The organism is Salinivibrio sp. IB868, from assembly GCF_001995655.1.
Taxonomy (GTDB): domain Bacteria; phylum Pseudomonadota; class Gammaproteobacteria; order Enterobacterales; family Vibrionaceae; genus Salinivibrio; species Salinivibrio siamensis.
The window spans coordinates 1-22,888 of the sequence record NZ_MUEW01000010.1 but is presented as its reverse complement, the minus strand read 5'-3'; the positions used below and the strand labels follow the sequence as shown (position 1 = coordinate 22,888).

Genomic DNA, 22,888 nt, shown 5'->3' with positions numbered 1-22,888 from the left:
GGCCTTCACCACACCATCTCCACTTCGTCTTCACTCTGCTGCTGCATCTCATCGAGATAGCGACAAAATTCATTCAAAACGGGGCGATCAAATACATCGGACACCTTGATACTGACACCAAATTCGGCGCCTAGACGGTTAACAATTTGAATGGTCTGCAGTGACTGCCCGCCTAATTCAAAAAAGTTATCCTGCGACTGAATCAGGCTGACCCCGAGGATCTGCTGCCAGATTGCACCGACTCGGCTTTCAGTCTCACTCGCTAACACCGATTCAACACTGTCCCCCTCATAACTGGCCAGCAAGGCATTGCGATCAATTTTGTTATTGAGGGTTTTCGGCAAGTTGGCAAAGAAACGAAAATCGGTCGGTATCATCGCCGGTGGAAGACTCGACTGCAGCGCGGTTTTAATCGCCAGTGCATCTTCATTCTGACAACCCTTCCCAGCGACAAATGCCACCAAACGACGGAGGCCATTATCAAATACCATCCCCTGTACACAGGCTTCTTCCACGCCATCAAGCGCAAGGAGGTGGGATTCAACTTCGCCCGGCTGAATGCGATAACCACTGATTTTGAACTCGTTATCAATGCGACCTAGGTAAATCAGCTGGCCATCAATGAGTGTCACTCGATCACCGGTACGGTATGCACGGCGCTCAACCCCGCCCACGAGTATGCGGATAAAAGCAGGGTGCGCTTGGCCGAGGTAGCCATCCGCAAGTGTATCGCCTAGGATCACCAGCTCGCCTGTGGTTGTCGGGCGCAACTGATCATCAAGCACCAATACGTCGATGCCGGACAAAGGCAGACCGATAGGTAATTGACCATGACGACCATCAACGTCTTGCAACTCACTACACGTTGCAACCACGGTCGTTTCTGTCGGGCCGTAGGTATTGAATAGACGGATGCGGTTGGTCAACCCTGCCTCTTCGACGGCTGTCTTCCACTGGACTAACGGCTCGGGATAAACCGCTTCACCACCGATGATCACGCCTTTCAGCGTATTCGGTAATGTCGCAGTGCTAGCTCGTAGACTCACCACCCACTCATTCCAGAACGCTGTCGGCAAATCCAGCACAGTGACCCGCTCAGCGGTGATCGCATCAGAAAAACTCGCCATTGACTCAAGCATGGCATCAGTGCGGAGCACAAGTGTGGCACCTTGTCCCAGCGTCACGAAGATTTCTTCGATGCTGGCATCAAAATGGAAAGGCGCAAACTGCAGGACGCGATCGATCGCCGCGATGTCATAACGCTTAGCTGCCGCTGCGACGAAATGATTCATCGCCGAATGACTAACCACCACGCCTTTCGGCTGTCCGGTCGAACCAGACGTGAACATGATATAAGCTGGGTCAGCAGCCTCGACAACCGGTAGTGCGACAGGTTCGCTATGCAGACGCCCCGCCAGTTGAACAGTAACAGGCAAGGCCGATAAGGAGTGTTGATACTGCGCTTCGGTAATCAGCATACGGATCGCCGCCTGATCGACAATCAGGTGCTGACGCTCAATCGGCTGCTCTGGATCGAGCGGCACGTATACAGCACCACTGAACATGACTCCTAACACTGTGGTGATACAAGACAGCGATCGGCTTAGTGCCACTCCAACTCGCTCTCCTGATTGCACACCTTGTGCCCGTAAAGCGCTAGCGATCGTGTCTGCCTTATTGACCAGACTCTCATAGGTCAACACTACTCCATCCTGTTCCACGGCGATGGCATCTGGCTGCTGCGCTGCATGACGGCGAATCTGATTCAGTACAGACTCCGCAGGGGTGTGAGTTCGTGCGTCGGTTTCTCCAGAGATAACAGCATCTTGCCGCGCCTGCGCATGTAAGCTTGCCAGTACACGGCTCGTCGTTTGTGTCGGCGATGCAAGCCAGTGTGTCAGTAAGCTCATCAGTTCTTGTTGCAACTCAGCGAGGTCACCTTTGTCATACACTGCAGGGTTGGCATCAATGTCTACTTCTGGCACACCTTCTGACTTACTGTGCAATTCAATAGTCAGATCTTCTACTGGCCCAGCACTTAGATTTAGCGTGCTAGCCGCTACGTTGCCATAATGCAAAGGATGATCGAACGGCATGATATTCACCAAGGCACCAAACAATCGCTGGCCGCCACCGACCCGGTTCAGGTCCCGACGAAGGTCTTCGTAGCGATAGTGCTGAAAGCGACGCATCTTCTTTTTGTGCGCCGCAACTTTTCTGGCAACGTCTAGCAAATCATCGTCAGCGACGACATCGACCACCAGCGGTACGATGTTCATTTGCATACAAGGAACCGTCAACGATTTTGAACCTAAACGGTTCATCACCATCATCCCCAGTACAACTTGTTCGTTGTCGCTGTAATGACGCAGGTGCGTACAAAGTGCAGCGAGAAATAAATCCACCCAAGTTAATTGATGATGCTCAGCGAGGCTCTGGCATTGTTGCCATAGCGTGTCATTGAACGTACAACTCTCTCGATGAAATTGAGCAGAAATCGGCGCGATATCATGGCGGTAAGAAGACGGCGCCACATTTTTAGCAAGGGTGTCGAGCCAAAACTGACGGGCTTTGTCATAAGCGCCGGAGTCTCGGCGTTGCTGGTCTTCATCCAGCACAGCCTGAAACGAACCGAAAGGCGATGGTGTGGGTGCTCTCTCCTCCATTAACTGAGAGTAAATCTCGGCGATACGTTGAAAGATAAGCGTCGTGCCGAAACCATCTAGCGCAATGTGATGAACACAGTGATACAGATAGTCTTGGTGTTCCCCATGAAGTAACGTAAAGCGGCACGGCAACTGGTGCGCCAAATCAAACGCCTGCTTCATATCTTGGGTTGCCCAACGGCGCACTGTTGCCATTTCAGTATCTTGTTCGCAGGAGGCTGTAAGGTGAACGCGTTCAAATACCACTGGTTCAGATGTAGCAACCCGATAGGGTTGTTCATTCTCACTACGGTAGTAGCAAGAGAGGCATTCACTCTCCGCCACTGCTTGTCGTGCGGCACTCGCTAATAGGTCTGCATCGACTTTTCCGTCAAAAACGATACATTCGGCTGTGTTAAACAGCGCTTTATCTTCATTAAGAGTGTGCCCAAGCCATAACCCATGTTGAGCCGTATTTAGCGGTGTCATACTTGTCCCTCCATATTCACTTGATTTCGTGCTTGCTCCAGTAACATCCACCAGTGATTGAAGGTTGGCGTCTCCGCCAGTTGGACAAAATTGATCTCAACGCCGTGCTTGCGCCATTCGGTGATCAACGCCATGATTTGCACAGAGTCTAAGCCGTAATCGATCAGGTTCTCATCCGGGTCAAACGCGTCTTCCTCTTCGTCGACCAGTTTCGCGATGCGGGCGAGTAAACCACCGTGAGTGAGCACATCAGGCAACGCGTGCGGCTCGGCTTTCGACACCTGACCTATCACCGAGGCCGTTGACATCACCATACCTGCTCGTCCTGCCACGTACTTGAGTGTCATTTGATGCTCTTCGAGTGAAAAGTCAGCAATGGCATCACCGATCATGAAGGGTTTAATGTCACGCATAAAAGCGTCCACTGCCGTCATCAGGCAACCTATATGACCATAGATCCCCCCAATCAATAACTGGTCACGTCCTAGTTCGTTGAGCGTATGCTCCAAAGGTGAACGCTGAAACGCCGAGTAACGCCATTTGTCGAGAACAATATCTCCCTCTTCTGGTGCTAACGCCTCAACGACTTGTTGCAGTTCTGGCGATTTGTTAAGACCTGGCCCCCACATATCATTGAGTAGCGCTCTATCTGCCAGGTTCTGCTCTTTGGGTTGAGCCGTGTAGATCACTGGAATACCGTGAGATTTGCAGAAGTGTTTTAAGTCCACCAAATTATCGAGCAGCGTTTGCATCAGCGCGCTATCGCGCTCATAAAAGCTCACAAAATAAGTTTGCATATCGTGGATCAAAAACGCCGCTTTCGCTGGCTCAAACGTCCAGGACACCTTGTTGGTTGGAAAGGCCTCGACGGCAGGCATGGTATAAGTCGGTAATGCAGGAATAGTCATGATAAAACGTCCTTTTCGGGCTGAGGCTGTGACTGTTTTTTTAGTAGGTTGGCAATCCGCTGACGCAGCGCTTTTTTGTCAATTTTTCCGACAGGGGTCATAGGTAAGGCATCGACTTTTTCGATCCGATCAGGGAGTTTATAGTCAGCGATACCACGCATGCGCAGGTGTTTTCGGATCGTAAGAGGTTTTAGCTTCGGGTTAGTCGTCACGATAAATGCGCAACTTTTCTCTCCCATGACGCTATCAGGCATGGCAACCAACGCAGCCTGCGTGATCTCCGGCACCGCCAGTAGCTGGTTTTCGACCTCTTCGGCCGCCACCTTTTCGCCACCACGATTAATCTGGTCTTTGTCGCGGCCCACCACCATCAAGTAACCGTCTTCGGTCATCACGACGACATCACCAGAGCGGTAAAACCCATCCTTATCAAATGCAACGCGATTATGTTCTGGGCTGTTGTAATAGCCCCGGAAGGTATATGGCCCACGAGTGAGCAAGGCACCGGGAGTTCCTCTCGGCACATCGTCGCCGTTTTCATCAACAATCCGTATTTCATCATCGTCGCTGATGGGACGCCCTTGAGTATGAAGAACATGCCACTCACTGTCTTCAAACCGCGTATAGTTCACTAGGCCTTCGGCCATACCGAACACCTGCTGTAGATGACATCCCAACTCAGGATAAATACGACGGGCAAGGCTCTCACCAAGATGCGCACCACCAACCTGCAGCCATTGCAGACTACTAAGCGCCGAGCGATCATCTGCCGCGGCTTGCAACCACAAGGTGACAGCAGAGGGCACCAACGCAGCCATGGTAATCTGATGAGATTGAATCAATGGAAAACAGGTCATTGGACTGGGCTCTGCCGCCAAAACCACGGTTCCCCCTGCATAAAACACACCCAGCGCGCCAGGAGAGCTTAAGGTGTAATTGTGTGGTGCAGGCAATGCACACAAATAAACCGTATCGCTGTCTAAGCGACAAATTTCTGCACTGGCGCGGACACTGTAGTAGTAGTCATTATGCGTTCGGGGGATCAGTTTTGGGGTACCGGTACTGCCGCCAGACAACTGGAAAAAGGCAACGTCAGAGGCATTCAGCTCTGGCCAAGAGACGGCTTTTTTCGCCTGACTACTGAACGCATGACAAGGCGTCAAGGTACCCGCAATGGCTGCGGCGAGCGAATAGCCAAAGTCCGCATCACCATCAACCAAGCAGAACTTGAGTGATGTCACCTGCTCACTCAAGGTTTGAGCAAACGTACTTTGCCTGAATAAGTGATGGCCTGAAGAAACGATCGCCAGCGTCGGTCTGATTTGCTCAGCATAGACAGTGAGTTCATGCTGGTTGTGACTGAATAGCGCATTCACTGGCACCACGCCCAATTTCATGAGGGCAAAAAAGGTAATATAAAACTCAGCGACATTAGGTAGGTGCACCAACGCCGTGTCGCCAGGTTGTACACCAAGCTGCAACAGGGAGACAGCCAGCCGCTCAGCATCGTGCTCAAGCTGACGGTACGTCCAGCTTCGTTCGCCACAAATCAACGCTAGGTGGTCAGTAGGGTTCTGTTGGTGACGCGTTAAGATGTCTGTCATCGGCACATCTGTCCAATAGCCTTTCTGGCGATAATGCTCAGCAAGCTCAGGCGGCCATGAGGTGAAGGCGATACTCATGCAGCCCCCTTCTCATCTAATCCGAACGCATTGAGCATCGTACCTAACTTGGCTTCGGTTTCCGCCCATTCCGCCTGCGGACAAGAGGCATCTACAATCCCCGCTCCTGCAAATAAGCGAACAGAGTTCTCACGTACCTTTCCACAACGGATCGTGACCGCCCACTCGCCATTCCCTTGAGAATCACACCAACCCACCATGCCGGTGAACATGCCACGTTCGTAGCCTTCCAGCTCTTTGATCGCATCGCGTGATAACGTGAAGGGGAAACCACAAACAGCCGGAGTTGGGTGTAGTAGGCACGCTAACTGCAGGACGTTATAGTTCGACGGCTTACCCTGTTCATCACCCAAACCATTAAGTTGCCCTTCGATGCGTGTCGACAAATGCCACATAGTCGGGGTAGAAATCAGCGATGGACCAGTAGGTACGTCTAGCTCGCGACAATACGGTGTCAGCTGTTGAGCGATTTCTTCAATGACCAGACGGTGTTCATATCTGTCTTTTACCGATTTCAGCAGAGCATCACTCACCTGTCGATCGGCATCCGTATTACCCTGACGCTTCGCTGAACCAGCTAATGGGTTCGATAAAATAGACGTCCCTTGCTGCCGAATCAGAAGCTCAGGACTAGCGCCGAGTAAAACCGATTGGTCTTGCTGTGGAATGGCAAAATGGAAGCCAGTAGGATTTTGTTTTATCAAACGTGAAAGCACATCATCAGCGGAGATGGCATCACTTAACTCTAGGTTCAGTACCCGAGATAACACGGCTTTTTCTAATTCAGTGCGCTGAAACTTTTTTACGGCCTCTGCAACCGCATGTTTAAACAACGATTCATCGGGTTCACTACGTTTAGCCAATATCTGTAAAGGCTCACGTGCGAGTATTCCATTGGGTTCGGGCATTGCCGCGTTGTGCTCCGTCACCTCAACAGATTCAGGAATATAGAGACAAGACGGTTCAGATACATCAAACGGAATCGACCCCATTAAAATCGGATTTTCGACGCCTTTAGATTTTTCGTCCGCGAATGCTTGTTGTATTTTTTGCTGGAACGCGCTCTGGCGTTGCTCACCATAGATAGCGGGTGTAGTAATCGTTTGGCTAATTCCCTTTCCACTGACCGTTTTGTATTCCGATGAGAAAAAAAGATCTCTGTCGGGTGAGAATACGGGGGTCGATCCTAGCCTCTCACGTTGGGTATGTTGCATGTCACAACTCCATTTACACAATAGCCTGTTTTTGTTGCATTTAATTGCAAACTGACAGGCTTAGTATTAACTCGGTAGGTTTAGTTGTTATAAGGTGACATCACATTGCTTTTGTGTACGAAAAGGAGCCAACCTGTGTTGGCTCCTTTGGCATCAGGTGGTCCTGATGAATGTTGTTATCAGAAGTCGTATGAAACGCCAGCATAGACGCTGCGTGCTTTCATGATGTAATCCAGGTCTATCGCGGTCTCATCTCGCTCTTCGTTAGTAAGGTTGGTGACCCCCAGCTTCAAGTTCAGGTCATCTACAGGTTGATAGCGAGCCCCTAGATCCAGCGTGCCATAAGCATCTAGCTTCACCACATCCGACCCATTTTTTGCGTATTGAGAGCCTGTGTATTGGTATGACGTGTAAGCATAAAGGTTGTCTCTCGCCTGCCAGTCGAGTTGAACATTAGCCACATGGGCGGGCGTATTGAGCAGATCGGTCTGCGTGCTTTTATCTTCTGCATCGCTGTAGGTATAATTCACCGATACACTGACCGTGTCGGTAATGTCGGCCCATAGCGATGTTTCTACCCCTTTGATCTCGGCCTCGTCGACGTTGAAGTAGCTCAACTCAGTTTTGACGCGATCCCACGTTTCCGCCTCAATCATGTCATCAATGTCATTTTCGAACACGGTTAACCCGGCGCCCCAGTGAGCAGTTTCATAGCTGGTTCCCAGCTCATAGCTCCGTGAGGTCTCTGCCTCTAGATCCGGGTTACCAACCACATGGCATTTACCCCGACACGCTAGCACCGAGTAAGAATCACTGTACTGATTCAGGCCGGGCGCTTTAAAGGCTTCCCCGACACCACCTTTAATCACCCAGTTGTCAGTGATCGTATAAACCGCATAAGCACGCGGGCTAAACTCACCGCCGTACACCTCGTGATCGTCATAACGCGCACTCAGAGTCAGTGCCAAGTCGCCTAGCGAAATTTCATCTTGCAGGTAAATCGCCGCCTGACTGTAGTGCACTGAATCGGTCGTCAGCGTCAGGTTATTTTCCAGTTTAGTATCACGAAATTCGCCGCCGCCCGTGAGAAGGTGATCGCCTAAATAACCAGAAAGCTGGGCATCAATAGTGTTATTGGTTTGCTCGATATCACCGACTGCACTATTCAGCTCTGAATCATCTCGCAATTCAGAATGGTCGAGGTTATAACGCACTCGAGAGTTCATCGCCTCCCAGTAACCGTAATGGGTCAATGCCAGGTTGTAACGCTCCATTTCCTGCACATTGTTTACGGCGTTACCCCAGTTGTTCCAATCCGCATCACGGTCATCGGTGTTGTAGTTAAGATCAAGCTCGATATCCTGCTGATCATTCACCAGCCATGTCAGGTTGGAGTACAAGCTCAACTCATCACGTTCCTCCAGCACATCCGTATCTGGGTTAACGGATTGGTTTGACCGCCACGCATCACGATCACTTTTTTCAATGATCAGGTTCCCCAATAAGGTGTCAGGGACCAGGGCGCCACTGACGTAGCCATTCATTTTATGAGTATTACCACCAGAGCCCTCAGTAATACCATCAAACTGGTAACCCAAAGAGCCCTGCGTTTCTTCTGTGGGTTTGCGAAGAATCACATTCACTACACCCCCTAACGCATCGGCACCATACAAAGATGACATAGGGCCACGGGTTACCTCGATACGCTCGACCGCTGACATCGGAATGCTGGACAGATCAAAATCGTTACCGTAAGAGCTAAGGAGTCCATCTCGAGAGTTAATCCGACGACCGTTGATTAGCAGCAGGGTATAATCTGAATCCAATCCACGGATTTTGATCTCATTCCGCCCGTATGTTGTGCCCGCGTTGATGTGAATACCCGGCAGTTTTTCAATCGCTTCAGCAACATCATTGACTACAAGGTTATCCAAGTCTTCGCGAGTAATATACGAGACAGAAGCCGGCGCTGTGAGCTCCGGATGCTCTGTCTGACTCGCCGTCACCACCATCACTTCATTAACGTCGTTATTGGCCGTGTCTGCCATTACCGTAAATGAAGAAACCATACCTACTACACATAAAGCCTGATTCAGGCGAGTCAACTTAAACACGCTATCTCCTTGTCCATCAAAAATTAACCACTCCATATAAATGGTGGTGCAAATGATAATGATTTCTATTTTACGCTCAATCCCAACCGCAGACAATTGATAATCTTTTTTATTATTATTTGCGTTTGATCATGAAAATTTGCGTAGATATTCACAATGCAAAACGAGCAAGCCGGTAAGACGAGCGAAAAACGTACAGGTAAAGGGTGAAAACGGAGTGGGATGGCTCCGGGAATTAACCCGGAACTTGTTGTGAAGCTTGAGACTGTTTAAGTGATGGGATAAACCAGCAAACAAGCAGAGGAACCGCGAGCGTACTAATGATAGTCATTGTGGCAAGTTTATCGAGCCCTACTAATTGATTCGCAGACCCTGAAACAAGATAGATGGAACTGACAATCCCTGCACTACCAGCGGCCAAATTAGACACTGTTGATTGATACGTCATGAAGGCGGCACGGTATTGTGGTGGTGGTACCCTTGATGTAAACGCTGCCAGGACCGCACTACGCGCCGAACTCGATGCCATCAAAATCATAAAAATCAGATAGACCCACTTATCCGTGCTATCGCTGATAAACCCATAATAAACCACCATAGCGACAATCACGCTTAAGCCAAATAACACCGGTTGCCCTGAGCCTTTGTCCATCATTCTGCCGCTGTAACGCATCGCTAAAATGCTCATCACCCCACCCAAGAGGTAAAGGTAACTGATCTCGTTCCGCGGGAAATCAAGGTTAAACTGGAAATACGCCGACAAGTTTGGCACCAATAGAAAATGTCCAAAGAGTGTCAACCCCATCATCGCCATCGCGAGTACAAACGGCGTGGAGCCGATCATTTTAGATAGTCCTGCCGAACGCATTGTTGGACTTGTCATCGCGCTTGCCTGTGGGACCAGCGATGGCATATAGATCCTGACGGCGACCGCCAATATTACTCCCATGCCACCAAAGAAAAAGAACGTCATCTGCCAACCCATCCACTGCGCCAACATCAAAGAAGCTGGCACAATGATGATCGCCGCCAGAGAAAATCCACTGGCAACGAAGGCCATCGCCCTACCTCGCTCCGCCACGTTAGTTACATCAAGGACAGACGCCATGATTAAGCCGCTAAGAGGGCCGGAGAAACAGCCTGCGGCAATAAAAATAAGTAACAACTGTTTCGGCTCTGTCGCTAATCCACACAAGGCAATCAGGGCAGAACGAAGTAGGAGAAACAATGTCAAAGCGGCTCGTCGATCATAACGGTCTAATACCGGTGCGAGAAAAAAACCAATGATTGCGGAGCCAAACGTCGCACCGCCACTGATGTATCCGATGTGCTCACCTTTTAAGCCAATATCTCGGACTAAATCGGGACCCAACGGCATCACCATCATCAAGGTTCCAACAGAGAGCATGTTAATAAGCAGCGCAAGCCTTAAAACTGGCTTCGCATTCAGCGTGTTACTATCCATGGACACAACCTATCTAAAAAAATCGATTGTAACCGCCCGATAACACAAACTCAATAAATGATAATTATTATTATATGAAATATTCAGAACGCGTAAAGGTAAGCACTCGTTCATCCATCCTAGAGTAATACACCTTTCCCTGCAGACCGGGCAATAAGGTGTCAGAAAGCTTTGTATTCAGCTCAAAGTACAACCATTGGTCGTCCATCCGCAAAAAGGCGACATCTAAAAAGTCAAAATAGCGTTTAACTTGAGGGTACAAGGCTTTAAAAATACTCTCTTTGGCCGAAAACAACAGAGTCATCAACCCACTTAAATTTTGTACATTGCTGGGTAGCGCCGCCAGCTCCTTTTCGGTAACGACCACACCCTTCATCTCCGATAGCCTATCCACATCAATCAATGACTCAATATCGATACCGACGCCTTCATGCTCGTTGCTCTGAGGCGTCATCGCACATATGGCTAACGAATCATTGTGACTGATGCTTCCCGTCCATGCTGATGGCCAAACCGGTGCGCGGCTGTCACCGATAGCTATCTCAATCGGCATCACTCCCAGACTCATTTGTACTTTTTTTGCCAGATAACGACCCGCCAAAAACTCCGCTTGCCGCTTACACACTGCCCGACGAATCGCCTCGGGCATCTCAATACCAAGCTTGGCAAATAGCATTGGGGAATAATGCTGTACATCAAACTGAACCATTAATACTGACGTGTCAGGATCAGGCAAGGCCACAGGGCACAGTGACTGTATGAAAGCGAATTGCGTCATATCTTATAAACGAGAATTAATGAGAATGGCTATCATTGTCATTGATGAGGGTTCATCATACAAGTCTGCTGATTCCAGTCCATAGTGGTTATTGTAGGCTGATCGGAGCGTGCCTAATTAACGCGACTATGCTTGCCACAACCGAAGGGAGAGACTATTCCTATCCGGCTCAGTGGCGCTAGAAAAAACTCAGTAAAAAGCTGATCACCATAGGGACAACAATCGATACTTGTGCCCACACAAGCTTTGTCGCTTTTCCGACATTCAAGATAGTAACTGTTAATAACCAAACACCCGCCGCAGCGTAACCAAGAAGGGCCTCCAAGCGATCATAGTGCTGCAAGCGAAACAGGTACTCATCAAGATGATTACCTGCCGCTGTCGATATATTTTGTAGCTCACCACTCGCCATGCCCCGGTAGTAGTAAGAAAAGCCAATCAGCACGAGTTGGGTGACCAGTAAAATGACTGAGAGCGCTTTCACCTTTCTGATACTGAGCGATGCTATAACCATTTGTACATCACATAACTGTCAACCAACCCCAATTGCGAATGCTTGTACGCTCGAGGGATGGTACCAACAATCGAAAAGCCGAGTTTCTGCCAAAGCGTTACCGCCACCTCGTTGGTCGAGACCACACTATTAAACTGCATGGCTTGAAACCCAAACGCGATCGCCCTCTCCTGTGAATGCTCACATAAAAGGCGTGCGATGCCTCTTCCTCTCGCCTCGTTGGCCACCATATAACCACAATTACAGATATGGCGACTTGGGCCCATTCCATTAGATTTGAGGTAGTAAATACCCAAAACTACATCATTTTCTACCAATGCATAGGCTTCCAGTGTTGATTCACACCAAAGCGAAAAAGCCTCTTGCTGCGTCATGTCAGGATCCAACGCATAGGTTTCTTCTGCCTTAATAATGGCTGAGAATGTTGGCCAAAACGACGCAAAGTCAGGTCGGGTAATTTCTCTGATCATGGCTCCCCCTTAAAGGCCTATTCAGTTGGCTCAGCCGATAGCATCGACTCATGATGGTGCATTTATACCATCTTATCCAAGATATTAATAAAAAAGCTTTTTTTATTAAACGAACAAGGATAGAGATAAAATTCATGCTTGCCGCCTCCAAGTCAGAACATTGCAGATGTGATCTAAACACACTTTTACTTCCCCCTATTCACTCCCTCTTGTAGACTACGCGCGCGTTGACTATCTACTGATAAGAAAATTGATATATGCCTGCAATTACACCGGCCTTTAAAGTGATAGACGGTTTCTCACTCTGTGCCAGCGACACAGAGCGCCTTGATATATTTTTTACCTATCTTCGTGAAGGTGAACCCGAGCTGGCAGAGCTGCGTCTTGAACAACTTGTCTTAGCCTTAGCCAACTCCCCTTCTCAAGCAGCATTATTCGCCAACAGCGTGTGCAATGAGGCAAAGAAAATAAAACTGTCACCCGCATTTGTGCAATTGGGGATCTTTTCTAAAAACGGGCTCGTCACCGAAATTTTTCGCCGCCTTTACAATAAAGTCAATCCGCCGCCAAAACGCTGCAACGATATCAATGACTTGCTCAGTTACTTTGTCGGTGGTGAAGACAAAGCGTGGGTTAAAACCATTTCCCATAAATGTTGGTTTAAGCTTTATTGTCTATTGGTGAAAAACGCCCCTACAGAGGCTATTCGCACAACAGGCGCTTATATCAAAAGCGAGCTTTGTTATTCGCTAGAAATGCTATCTATCTGGATTGCGGCAGAAGAGCTAGACCCTGAGCTACTTCGTATAGACCGCCGTTTGAGTGAAATCGACTCACCGTTCATTGCGCTTCAACGTGAAACCAGCCACTTGGTCGCGGCTATCAAGGCCAACGACATATCTGGCCAAGACACAGCCCATTTTTGGGTAATGATTGAACAATGCCAACAACAGGTAAAACGGATCCGCGCACGCGGCATCAGCCAAATGGGTTTCTCCGCACACGCTTCGCATATGCTCGAGCGCCTTGATCAAACGTTGAACCGCATGGTACTGCTGATTCAAATCTTAGATTTTCGCCATCCTCACCAAAAAGCGCGTTGCGTGCTTAACCTTTGGCGACAACTACTGACCTCGGTGACCGAGCGCAACAGTGTACGCGCGATTTACCGCAAAAGCACTCGCACCTTTGCGCAAAGTGTCACCCAAAACAAAAGTAACCACGGCGAGCACTACATTGCCAAGACCAAAAAGGATTATTTTAAAATCCTGCGCGGGGCCTGTGGTGCTGGGGTGATTATTTCGCTACTAGCGTGGGTAAAAATGTATATTGAGAGCCTGCAACTTGCCCCTCTCAATAACGCCCTACTGGTGAGCCTAAACTATGGCGTCGGCTTTATGCTCGTACACATTTTGCACTTTACCATTGCCACCAAGCAGCCCGCGATGACTGCAGCAAACTTTGCTGCGCACGTAGAGAAAAACAAACAAGGACGGACACGCAGTAAAAAACTCGCGCGCCTGTTAATAAATGTAAACCGCTCTCAATGGTTTGCAGTGTGGGGAAACATTACTGCAGCCATCACTGTGAGCATCTTAGTAAGCCTGCTTTTTAGCCACTTTTATCACAGCCCATTACTGAGTAGCGAACAAGCGGCTTATCAAAAAGCAGCCATCCATCCACTTAGTGGTTTGGCTTGGCTCTATGCTGGCATCGCCGGTGTGTGGCTGTTTTTATCTGGCATCATCACCGGCATTTTAGATAACCGAGCGGATTATATTGAGCTAAAAGATCGATTAGTCGCCCATCGGTTGTTTCGGGTCATCCCCACTAAACACCGTGAGAAAGCGGCTTTTTACATTCACGAAAATTATGGCGCACTGGGTGGTAACTTTATTTTTGGTGTCTTATTGGGCATGACGAGTTATTTGGGCTACCTGATTGAGGTCCCCCTAGATATACGCCACGTGGCGTTCTCATCTGCGCACGCGGCATACGCACATATTAGTGATTTCCAGTCATGGGGGACAGTATTATCCAGCCTATTCTTTGTGTTAATGATCGGCTTTATTAACCTTTGGGTCAGCTTTGGTTTGGCGTTATTCGTCGCTCTACGCTCTCGTAACTGTGAATTAGACATTAAGTCGGTGAGAACCGCGGTACTGACACAAATCAAACAACACCCCTCTAGTCTATTCTGGCCGAAAGATCCGGTTCCTGCAGTGAAATCGCAAAGTGCAAGTCAACGCCGTACACCATAAAACCCAACGCGTTTATCACCGGCCAGCGGATGGCCGGTATCACACTTTCTATCATTGTGTCTTCTTCATTACATTCAATCTTTTTAGGCAATCGCAGACTGACAATAATGACTAGAAAGTAAGGCATGTCGTGCCACGCTTACTTTTCATACCATGAAAGGAGAGCATAGCATGATTCGTTTATCCCACCTTGCTACAGCCTGCGCTATTGCATTTTCAATCTCATCGCAAGCACATACATTGATGGCAAATCACGTACAAACACGCCCAGTGACAAGCCTTGAAAATGTCGGCATTAATAGTCAGTTAGTCACGGAAGAAGACCTGACTTTTCGACCACGGCAGTATCCGCTCGATATCAATGCGTTTCTCGGATCACACCTCCCACACTGGCAACCGGTGAGTGAAGCTGTTATGCACTGGAGCGGCGCATCTGGTATCGACCCGCGTATTGTGATTACAACGCTGATTACAAATGAGCCTGCTTTAGCGCAAAACATCGCCCTCGATCGGATCAGCAAACTCAAGCTGCTCGAAGACATTAAACAAACGGCGGCAACTCTATCTTCTCTGTTATACCAGTCCCAAAAACCTACCACTCAAATGGCGCATCATGCGACACAAGTGCTAGTCAGCGCACTTAATACGCCCAGTGATTGGCAAGCATGGAAAGCGCACTATCAAGCTTGGTTTAGTGATCAAAAGCCACTGGGTTCATGCAGTGGCCGTGGCGTCAAGGATATGCTTGGGTTCCAAATGGTCCACATGCCCACTCGGGTTCAGGCTATCCACTTTCATCCATCGACGTCTCATACGATTGGCCTCGCTGGGGCGGGACAACCTACAGTGTCACAGCCGCACATGACGGCTATGTCACTGTGCTATCTCGCTGCCAATTACGGGTCACGCACGATAATGGTTGGGCAACCAATTATTTCCACATGGATGGGATTCAAGTGAACAACAATCAGTGGGTCAGTAAGAACACAAAAATCGGTACCTATGCTAGCCAACGCACAGTCGCCTTGTGCCAAGGCGGTTCATCAACAGGTCCGCACCTGCACTTCTCAATCCTTAAAGATGGTCGTTTCACGTCTCTGCAAGACACGGAGCTAGGTCGCTTTCAAGTACAGACAGGACGCTATAGCTACGATGATAATTGCCAGTATACTTGGCTGACTGACACCCAGACAGGCGACAAAACCTGTATGTGGCGACGTATCAGTAATCCTTAACAAGCTGACCGCTTCACGCCCCACAAATAACAATAAGGTCACTTAATTTGTGGCCTTCACCTCTTTTTTGGGCGGCAAGCTCATTCATCAATATTGCGGTAAATATCTCATAAATGAACAGTCATTTATGCTGTAAAGAATTATGGTCATTAATTAATAATTAACCAGCATAACTGTCAGATAAACTAGTCACGATACGTTTTCTACCTCATTGACGTTTGAAACACACCGATAGCGTAATTTATTGTTTACACTGTTAATTGTAACGAGCTTGTAAATGATTCTATTGATAGGCCACGTTAAAGATGCGAACCGACATGTTCGTCTTCCTATTGTGCAGTTGGGAAGAAAGGAATCTTTCAACAACAATTAGGGCAATAAAATGAAACTCTCTAAATTGACATGGCTTATCGCCTCTAGCGTTGTCGCTAGCACACCGGCACTGAGTGCAGAACTGATTAACGTCACTGATGATGCAATGCTAAGTCAGGTCTTAGACCAACCTGCAGGTGTTTATGCGCCATCAGGTTCACAAGCCAACCCACTAGGGTTTAAAGAAGTGAAGCGTGTCACCTTGCCAAACGGCAAAGTCAAAGTGCGTTACCAGCAAACCTATCAAGGTGTGCCCGTTATTGACACGGCTGTCGTCGCGACAGAAAAACAAGGTCAACGTAGCGACGTCTACGGTACCATGGCACAAGGTGTCGCGAACGATATCACCTCTATCTCACCCGCGCTCAATAGCCAAGCGGCCTTAGAAACCGCGAAGGCTGCTTTCACGCAGAACCAACAAACCATTACCTCTGCCCCATTTGAAAACGAGAACACTCGCTTGGTGGTCAAACTGGATGATGAGCAGAATGCGCAGCTCGTCTACATCGTTGATTTCTTTATCGCTGGTGACGACCCAAGCCGTCCTTTTTATATGATTGATGCCGACACTGGTGAGATCTTGAAGCACTGGGATGGTATTAATCATGCCACTGCCGTTGGAACAGGCCCTGGTGGGAACGAAAAAACGGGCCAATATATTTATGGCACGGACTATGATGGCTTCCCTATCGACAAAACCGGCACCACGTGTACGTTAGAAAACGACAAAGTGAAAACGGTCGATCTAGAGAACGGTACCACAGGCAGCACTGCCTTCACCTACCCATGTACAGATAGCAGTAACTACAACGACGAAAGATATGTTAACGGCGCTTACTCTGCACTGAACGATGCGCACTATTTCGGTAACGTTGTTTTTGACATGTACCAAGATTGGATGAACACCGCACCTCTGACTTTCCAGCTCACTATGCGCGTCCACTACGGCAACGACTATGAGAATGCATTCTGGAATGGTAGCTCAATGACATTCGGGGATGGCAAATCAACGTTCTACCCACTGGTCGATATCAACGTGAGTGCCCACGAGGTCAGCCACGGCTTTACTGAGCAAAACTCTGGTCTCATCTATGCAGACATGTCGGGCGGGATCAATGAGGCGTTTTCTGATATTGCCGGTGAAGCTGCAGAATACTACATGCATGATGAAGTCGATTGGGTGGTCGGTGCCGACATCTTTAAAGGCACTGGTGGTCTGCGCTATTTTGACCAACCTTCACGCGATGGCAAATCAATTGATGACGCCAGCCAGTACCGTGATGGCATGAATGTGCACTATTCAAGCGGCGTATATAACCGTGCTTTCTACCTCCTCGCTAACAAAGCAAACTGGGATGTTCGCAAAGGCTTCGAAGTATTCACCACCGCGAACCAACTGTACTGGACCGCCAGCAGCACATTTGACCAAGGTGCGTGCGGCGTAGTGAAAGCCACGCAAGACTTGGCTTACAATGCGCAAGACGTTATCGATGCATTTAATACCGTAGGCGTCGATGCAAGTTGTGGTGACAACGGTGGAAACGTGCTTCAGCCCAACCAGCCGGTTACCGGTTTAAGTGGTGGCAGCGGCAGTGAAACCTTTTTTACGTTCACAGTTGATAGCAGCCGTAACGTGAATGTGGCAATGAGCGGTGGCACGGGTGATGCCGACCTTTATGTAAAAGCGGGCAGCAAACCCACTACTAACAACTGGGACTGTCGTCCTTATGACTATGGCAACGATGAGACCTGTCGTATCAGTGCAAAAGAAGGTACCGAGTACCATGTAATGGTACGTGGCTACCGTAGCTACTCTAACGTCAGCCTTGAGCGTGATTAATCGCTCACTAACAAGCCGCTGTTTAAAGCAGCGGCTTTTTTGTCTAACTCAAAGACAAAAAAGGCCAGGTTTATAGACAAAGCCAGAAATCCCCCCTGTATTTCCGGCTAGTCATCGTCTTCTCTTCTGTTGGCCCGACCAGAAAATTGTTTATTTTCATCACATTATGACAATAAAAAACGCATATTTTTCGACAAATAAACGATCACTGCACCCACCTATTTTTATCTCGTCTACGCTTAAGAGAATTATGGATAAATTGGAGGCATTATGCTCAAGCATCTGTTCGCCATCGTTTTCTCGGCCCTTCTTCTAGCAACACCAGCTCGAGCCGATGTTCTCACCATGCCATCGCTCGAATGGCCGCCTTATTCTGGCAAAAATTTGCCTGATCAGGGCGCATCCGTTGCGGTTGTGCGTGCAGCCGTACAAGCCATGGGTCACGAACTTAACGTCGAATTTTACCCGTGGTCGCGCACTGTGTATTTGGTCAAGAATGATGCGCAGTACGCTGGCTATTTCCCAGAATATCACTACGAAACAGACGAACTGATCTTCTCTGACCCCATAGGCACAGGCCCGCTAGGGTTCGTTGAAAACGTCAATAAGCCTATCGAGTGGTCAACCCTTGATGATCTTACTCAACATACCATTGGTGTGGTGCGTGGCTATGTCAACACACCAGAACTAGATGAGCGCATTGCGAATGGCACACTCAAGTCGTCTGCGGTCACCAGTGACACACAAAATTTACAAAAAGTAGGACGTGAACGTATCCCGCTAGCCGTCGTGGATGCCAATGTGCTGGACTATCTCAAAGAGAATGACCCTGCTCTCAGTGCCGTTAAAGCCAATCTACAAATGAACAAAAAACTCTTGGTTGATAAAAAACTCTACATTGCGTTTGCCGACAATGCCGAAGGGCAAAAATGGCGTGACATCGTCAATCAAGGACTAAAGAAAATCAATATTGAGCAGATAATGACAGAACACTTGGGTGAATAATGAACACTCGAGGGGAAAGTGGCCGCAGTCAGGTCGCATGACAATGTAAATGGAAGAGTAGCGCTATGTTTAAGAGTCTAAAAGCAATATTTGTCACTCAAGTGGTTATTGCTGTTTCTGTGGTATTAGGGATATCAAGTTATATTGATTATCAAAATACCAAACAGGAACTGAATAGCGCGCTTGAAACCACAGTGGAAAATGCCACCAATCGTATGAATCTCAGTTTGCCCAAAGCCATTTGGGACTTCGACCTGGAAGCGGCCAAACTCTCGATTTCTGCCGAATTAAAAGCACCCGATATCAAAGCGGTGCGAATACTGGATAATCAAGGGTCTGCCATCGTCTTTCTGCGCCTCGGGCCACCCGATGACGAGGGGCAACGCCAGCCGAAAGACATTGGCGACGGCGAAAAATCGATGTACGAGTCCATGCCCAACGAAGAAAGTGAGCTTTCATTTACCGAGTATGGTGAAACCAACAAAGTTGGGACACTTCAGGTATTCTACAATACCGACAGGCTAGAGGCGGAGTTATCCGAGACCCTCACTCGAAGCCTCATTGAGCTGCTAGTGCTCGATCTTGTGATCATCGTATTCTTAATTTTGGCCTTAACTGCCACCGTCGTTAAACCGCTCAACGATTTAACTGGGCGCGTCCGAGAACTCGCCAGTGGTGATGGCGATCTCTCTACCGTTATACCAGCACCGAAATACAAAGAATTCGCCCAGATCACCGAGCATATTAACCACTTCACCGCTTCGTTGCGTGAAATCGTCAATGAAGTGACCCAAGCTTCTATCAATCTCGCTGAAGTTTCGGCAGAGAGTGGGCAAATGGCGCGCACGAATGCGGAACGCTTGGAGCAACAGAAACAAAGCCTCTCTACCGTTGCTGCCGCCGCCACGCAGATGAATCAATCCATTGCCACCGTTGCGGATACGGCGAACGATGCGGCTACCCGTGCGGCGGGTGCCACGGATCTGGTTAACCAAGTGTACGGCACCATTGAGAGCTCCGCGTCTGAAATCATCAATATGCGTTCAGAGATGGAGAACGTGAATGCTGAAATGCATAAACTGCTTGAGGAAGGTGAGAAAATTTCAGATGTCGTGAACGTCATCAATGATATCTCTGAACAAACCAACCTCTTGGCGCTGAACGCTGCGATTGAGGCGGCGCGTGCGGGTGAACAAGGCCGAGGCTTTGCGGTGGTGGCTGACGAAGTCCGTAGTCTTTCAGTCAAAACCAGTGAGTCCACCGAGCAAATTCAATCCAACATCAAGTCGTTGAGTGAAGCGACTGAGTCGGTAGAAAAAGAGATAAAACGCATTGGTAGTATCTTAGAAAACACCGCCGGTCGTGTCTCTGAGTCGCAAGAGTCTGTCAGTCAGGTACGCGAGACCATCACGGATATTTCCGAGCGTAGTGGACAAATCTCGCAAGCCACTGACGAGCAACGTCAAGCCATTGATGAAGTGAGTCAAGCAATCAATGAAGCCTCAGAAGCAACCAATTACGTGACTGAAGGTGCACAAGAAAACGCAGCACGCACCGACAAAGTGCTCACTCTAAGTGAAGACATCAAAGCACAAATGGGGAAATTTAAAACGTAATCAAAGGAATAATAACAAGGAGAGAACATGAAAAAGCTGTTTACCGTTAGCTTGGCAATACTATTACTGGTGCCTAGTGCGATGGCAAGAACGCTGACAGCGGCTCAGGATCCGTGGCCACCCTTTGTGACTACAGATCCCGATCGGCCGGGGATTTCTGTCGAGCTTGTCAAAGCTGCGATGGCCACCCAAGGCTATGAAGTCGAGTTTAAAAACATGCCATGGGCTCGCGCCCTCGATGCTGTCAGCAAAGGGAATATCGACTTGCTTCCCGCCACTTGGCACACTGAAGCACGCACTGAGTTCCTGCGTTACAGCAACCCTTATATGAGCAATCAGCTAACATTTATTAAACGCGCAGATGACGTTTTTCAGTTCTCGAGTTTGAATGACTTACAGGGAAAAGTGGTTGGTATTGTGCGCGATTACGGCTATGGTGATGCGTTTTTGGAGGCGACGCATTTTGATAAACCCGCTGCCAATAACTTAGCAACCAATTTGAAAAAGCTGCTCGCCGACCGTATTGACCTGACCTTGGAAGACAAGATCGTCGCCCAATCAGTGATGCAAGAAGAAGGGCTTGATAGTAACCAGTTTGCCTTTACTGACCAGGCGCTCTCAACCAACCCTTTACATGTCACGAGTGGCAAAGCCAACCCCGATAGCCAGGTGTTTATCAATGCCTACAATAAAGGGCTTAATACGATAAAAGCAGATGGTACATTTGAAAAAATCCTGAAAAAATATGGCATAAACTGATCGCATACAGAAATATTGAGTATGCTTAAGGGGAAGAGAATGGTTCTTTTCCCCTTTTTTAGCTTGGAGCAATATGGTTTTACCTCGCCGCCTTAAAACTTGGTTTATCCTTTTCACGCTCGCGTACCTAGGTGCTGCAGTAGGCGTGACGGCTCTCATTGGCGACACTATCGTCAACCGAGTCATCCAAGAAGAGCAAGAGGACATTAATCGTAAAGCCTCCTTGATACGGTCCCGGATTGAGGCGGCGATATATCATGATACCTATGTCGCTGATAGCTTAGCGACCGTGGTCACCATTGATCCGGAATTCGCCATGGCCAATTGGGACAGTGTGGCGCAAAAACTCCTAGACAAGGCAGATTATGTCCGCAATGTGGGTTTAGCGCCCGATAATATTATCAGTCATGTGTATCCTCTCGAAGGGAACCAAGCTGCCATCGGATTAGACTTTCGCTCTCGTCCAGACCAGTACCGTGCGGTATTAAAAGCGCGAAATCTTGGCGACGTTTACATCGCTGGGCCCGTTAACCTCGTTCAAGGTGGCCAAGCGATCATTGCACGGTTTCCTATCTTCTCCTCCCCGACAGATACGTCGGACTATTGGGGAGGAGTCAGTGTTGTCATTGACCATATCAAGATGCTCGGTGAAGTCGGATTATACGATCTCAGTGGCGCCAATGTAGCCATCAAAAACAGTGAAACACTGGCTTACTTTTATGGCTCCCAATCGACAGTTGTCAATGCCGACTTTACAGTCCCGATTTCTTTACCTAGCGGCGAATGGTCTCTCGCCGTCGAATACACACTTAAACGCTCGCCCGAAATCGTGCGCCTAGGTATCATGATTTACGTGATCAGCGCGGGCATATTTATCGTTATTTATGGCCTCATATTACTTTTCTATCGCAGTTTTCTTATCGCGAAAAAACAAGCACTCGTCGACGAGTTAACCCAACTTCCTAACCGGCGGTTCGCGATCGAAAAACTTGATTCACTCACGCAAGAGAAAAAAGAGTCCTTTGCGCTGCTCAATATCGACTTAAATGATTTTAAGAAGGTTAACGACGCATACGGTCATGAAGCTGGCGATGCACTGCTTAGCCATGTCGCCTCAGCACTAAACCAAAGCACCCGTTCATCAGACTTGGTCGCAAGGATGGGCGGTGACGAGTTTATTGTTATATTGCGAGATGTACATCCTAGCGATGTCAACAAAGTGATAAAGAGCCTGCAAGAAACGGTCGAGGCCTCCGCATGTCGATGGCAGCGCTATCATATCTACCCATCGCTCAGTATTGGCTGTGCCCTCTTTAACCATCGGTCCCCTCGTGATTTAGATGAACTGATGGCCTCGGCAGATCAAGATATGTACAAAGCAAAATCAGAGAAAAACACATCCGGACTATCCATTAACGCCATCGGTTGATTGAAAGAGAGCACAACCCATTTTTTCATGCTATAGACTGGGTTTACACCCAACTATTAAGACGACTGTCTGTTGGTCTTTCTACTACAATA

At 48.5% G+C, this 22,888-nt stretch carries 17 protein-coding genes; 8 read left to right on the top strand and 9 right to left on the bottom strand.

Going from position 1 to position 22,888, the window contains the following annotated elements:
* Positions 1–5 precede the first annotated feature (5 nt).
* The 9 genes from BZG20_RS11485 to BZG20_RS11445 all read right to left on the bottom strand — a co-directional run bounded on the left by BZG20_RS11485 (position 6) and on the right by BZG20_RS11445 (position 12,279).
* Entirely contained in the window at positions 6–3,134 is a 3,129-nt protein-coding gene (locus tag BZG20_RS11485; protein ID WP_077579092.1) for a non-ribosomal peptide synthetase, read from the bottom strand.
* Complete coding sequence (locus BZG20_RS11480; protein WP_077579091.1) at positions 3,131–4,042, bottom strand: isochorismatase family protein; 912 nt, start codon at positions 4,040–4,042, stop codon at positions 3,131–3,133. Before BZG20_RS11480 ends, BZG20_RS11485 begins: the two co-directional genes overlap by 4 nt.
* Positions 4,039–5,724 (bottom strand): (2,3-dihydroxybenzoyl)adenylate synthase, encoded by a 1,686-nt coding sequence (locus BZG20_RS11475; protein WP_077579090.1) that lies wholly within the window; start codon positions 5,722–5,724, stop codon positions 4,039–4,041. Before BZG20_RS11475 ends, BZG20_RS11480 begins: the two co-directional genes overlap by 4 nt.
* Positions 5,721–6,938, bottom strand: a complete 1,218-nt coding sequence (locus BZG20_RS11470; protein ID WP_077579089.1) for an isochorismate synthase MenF — start codon at positions 6,936–6,938, stop codon at positions 5,721–5,723. Before BZG20_RS11470 ends, BZG20_RS11475 begins: the two co-directional genes overlap by 4 nt.
* A 179-nt stretch (positions 6,939–7,117) precedes the next feature.
* A complete protein-coding gene (locus BZG20_RS11465; RefSeq protein WP_241829531.1) occupies positions 7,118–9,052 on the bottom strand; it encodes a TonB-dependent receptor in 1,935 nt (644 codons plus the stop codon).
* 235 nt (positions 9,053–9,287) lie between these two features.
* Positions 9,288–10,517, bottom strand: coding sequence for an MFS transporter (locus BZG20_RS11460; protein ID WP_158010034.1), 1,230 nt, complete (start codon positions 10,515–10,517; stop codon positions 9,288–9,290).
* Positions 10,518–10,587: 70 nt separating this feature from the next.
* Positions 10,588–11,295: a 4'-phosphopantetheinyl transferase superfamily protein gene (locus BZG20_RS11455; protein WP_077579088.1), complete on the bottom strand. Its 708-nt coding sequence runs from the start codon at positions 11,293–11,295 to the stop codon at positions 10,588–10,590.
* A gap of 178 nt (positions 11,296–11,473) precedes the next feature.
* Positions 11,474–11,809, bottom strand: coding sequence for a hypothetical protein (locus BZG20_RS11450; protein WP_046075785.1), 336 nt, complete (start codon positions 11,807–11,809; stop codon positions 11,474–11,476).
* Positions 11,800–12,279, bottom strand: a complete 480-nt coding sequence (locus tag BZG20_RS11445) for a GNAT family N-acetyltransferase (protein WP_077579087.1) — start codon at positions 12,277–12,279, stop codon at positions 11,800–11,802. The genes BZG20_RS11450 and BZG20_RS11445 overlap by 10 nt, the downstream gene beginning before the upstream one ends.
* Before the next feature lie 257 nt (positions 12,280–12,536).
* Here BZG20_RS11445 and BZG20_RS11440 point away from each other — a divergent pair, with 257 nt between their 5' ends.
* The 8 genes from BZG20_RS11440 to BZG20_RS11410 all read left to right on the top strand — a co-directional run bounded on the left by BZG20_RS11440 (position 12,537) and on the right by BZG20_RS11410 (position 22,796).
* Positions 12,537–14,540 (top strand): hypothetical protein, encoded by a 2,004-nt coding sequence (locus tag BZG20_RS11440; protein ID WP_077579086.1) that lies wholly within the window; start codon positions 12,537–12,539, stop codon positions 14,538–14,540.
* Between the two features lie 171 nt (positions 14,541–14,711).
* On the top strand, positions 14,712–15,500 hold the full coding sequence (locus tag BZG20_RS16265; RefSeq protein ID WP_274534127.1) for a hypothetical protein: 789 nt from the start codon (positions 14,712–14,714) through the stop codon (positions 15,498–15,500).
* Positions 15,419–15,775 carry a M23 family metallopeptidase gene (locus tag BZG20_RS16260; RefSeq protein WP_274534126.1) on the top strand — a complete coding sequence of 119 codons (357 nt, stop codon included), beginning with the start codon at positions 15,419–15,421 and terminating at the stop codon, positions 15,773–15,775. The genes BZG20_RS16265 and BZG20_RS16260 overlap by 82 nt, the downstream gene beginning before the upstream one ends.
* Positions 15,776–16,157: 382 nt before the next feature.
* Positions 16,158–17,987 (top strand): M4 family metallopeptidase, encoded by a 1,830-nt coding sequence (locus tag BZG20_RS11430; protein ID WP_077579084.1) that lies wholly within the window; start codon positions 16,158–16,160, stop codon positions 17,985–17,987.
* 270 nt (positions 17,988–18,257) lie between these two features.
* Positions 18,258–18,992, top strand: coding sequence for a transporter substrate-binding domain-containing protein (locus BZG20_RS11425; RefSeq protein ID WP_077579083.1), 735 nt, complete (start codon positions 18,258–18,260; stop codon positions 18,990–18,992).
* A gap of 65 nt (positions 18,993–19,057) precedes the next feature.
* The gene (locus BZG20_RS11420; protein ID WP_077579082.1) at positions 19,058–20,608 is read left to right on the top strand and encodes a methyl-accepting chemotaxis protein; all 1,551 of its coding nucleotides are present in this window, start codon (positions 19,058–19,060) and stop codon (positions 20,606–20,608) included.
* A gap of 27 nt (positions 20,609–20,635) precedes the next feature.
* Positions 20,636–21,367, top strand: coding sequence for a transporter substrate-binding domain-containing protein (locus tag BZG20_RS11415; RefSeq protein ID WP_077579081.1), 732 nt, complete (start codon positions 20,636–20,638; stop codon positions 21,365–21,367).
* A 73-nt stretch (positions 21,368–21,440) separates the two neighbouring features.
* Positions 21,441–22,796 (top strand): diguanylate cyclase, encoded by a 1,356-nt coding sequence (locus BZG20_RS11410; RefSeq protein WP_077579080.1) that lies wholly within the window; start codon positions 21,441–21,443, stop codon positions 22,794–22,796.
* Positions 22,797–22,888: the final 92 nt, after the last annotated feature.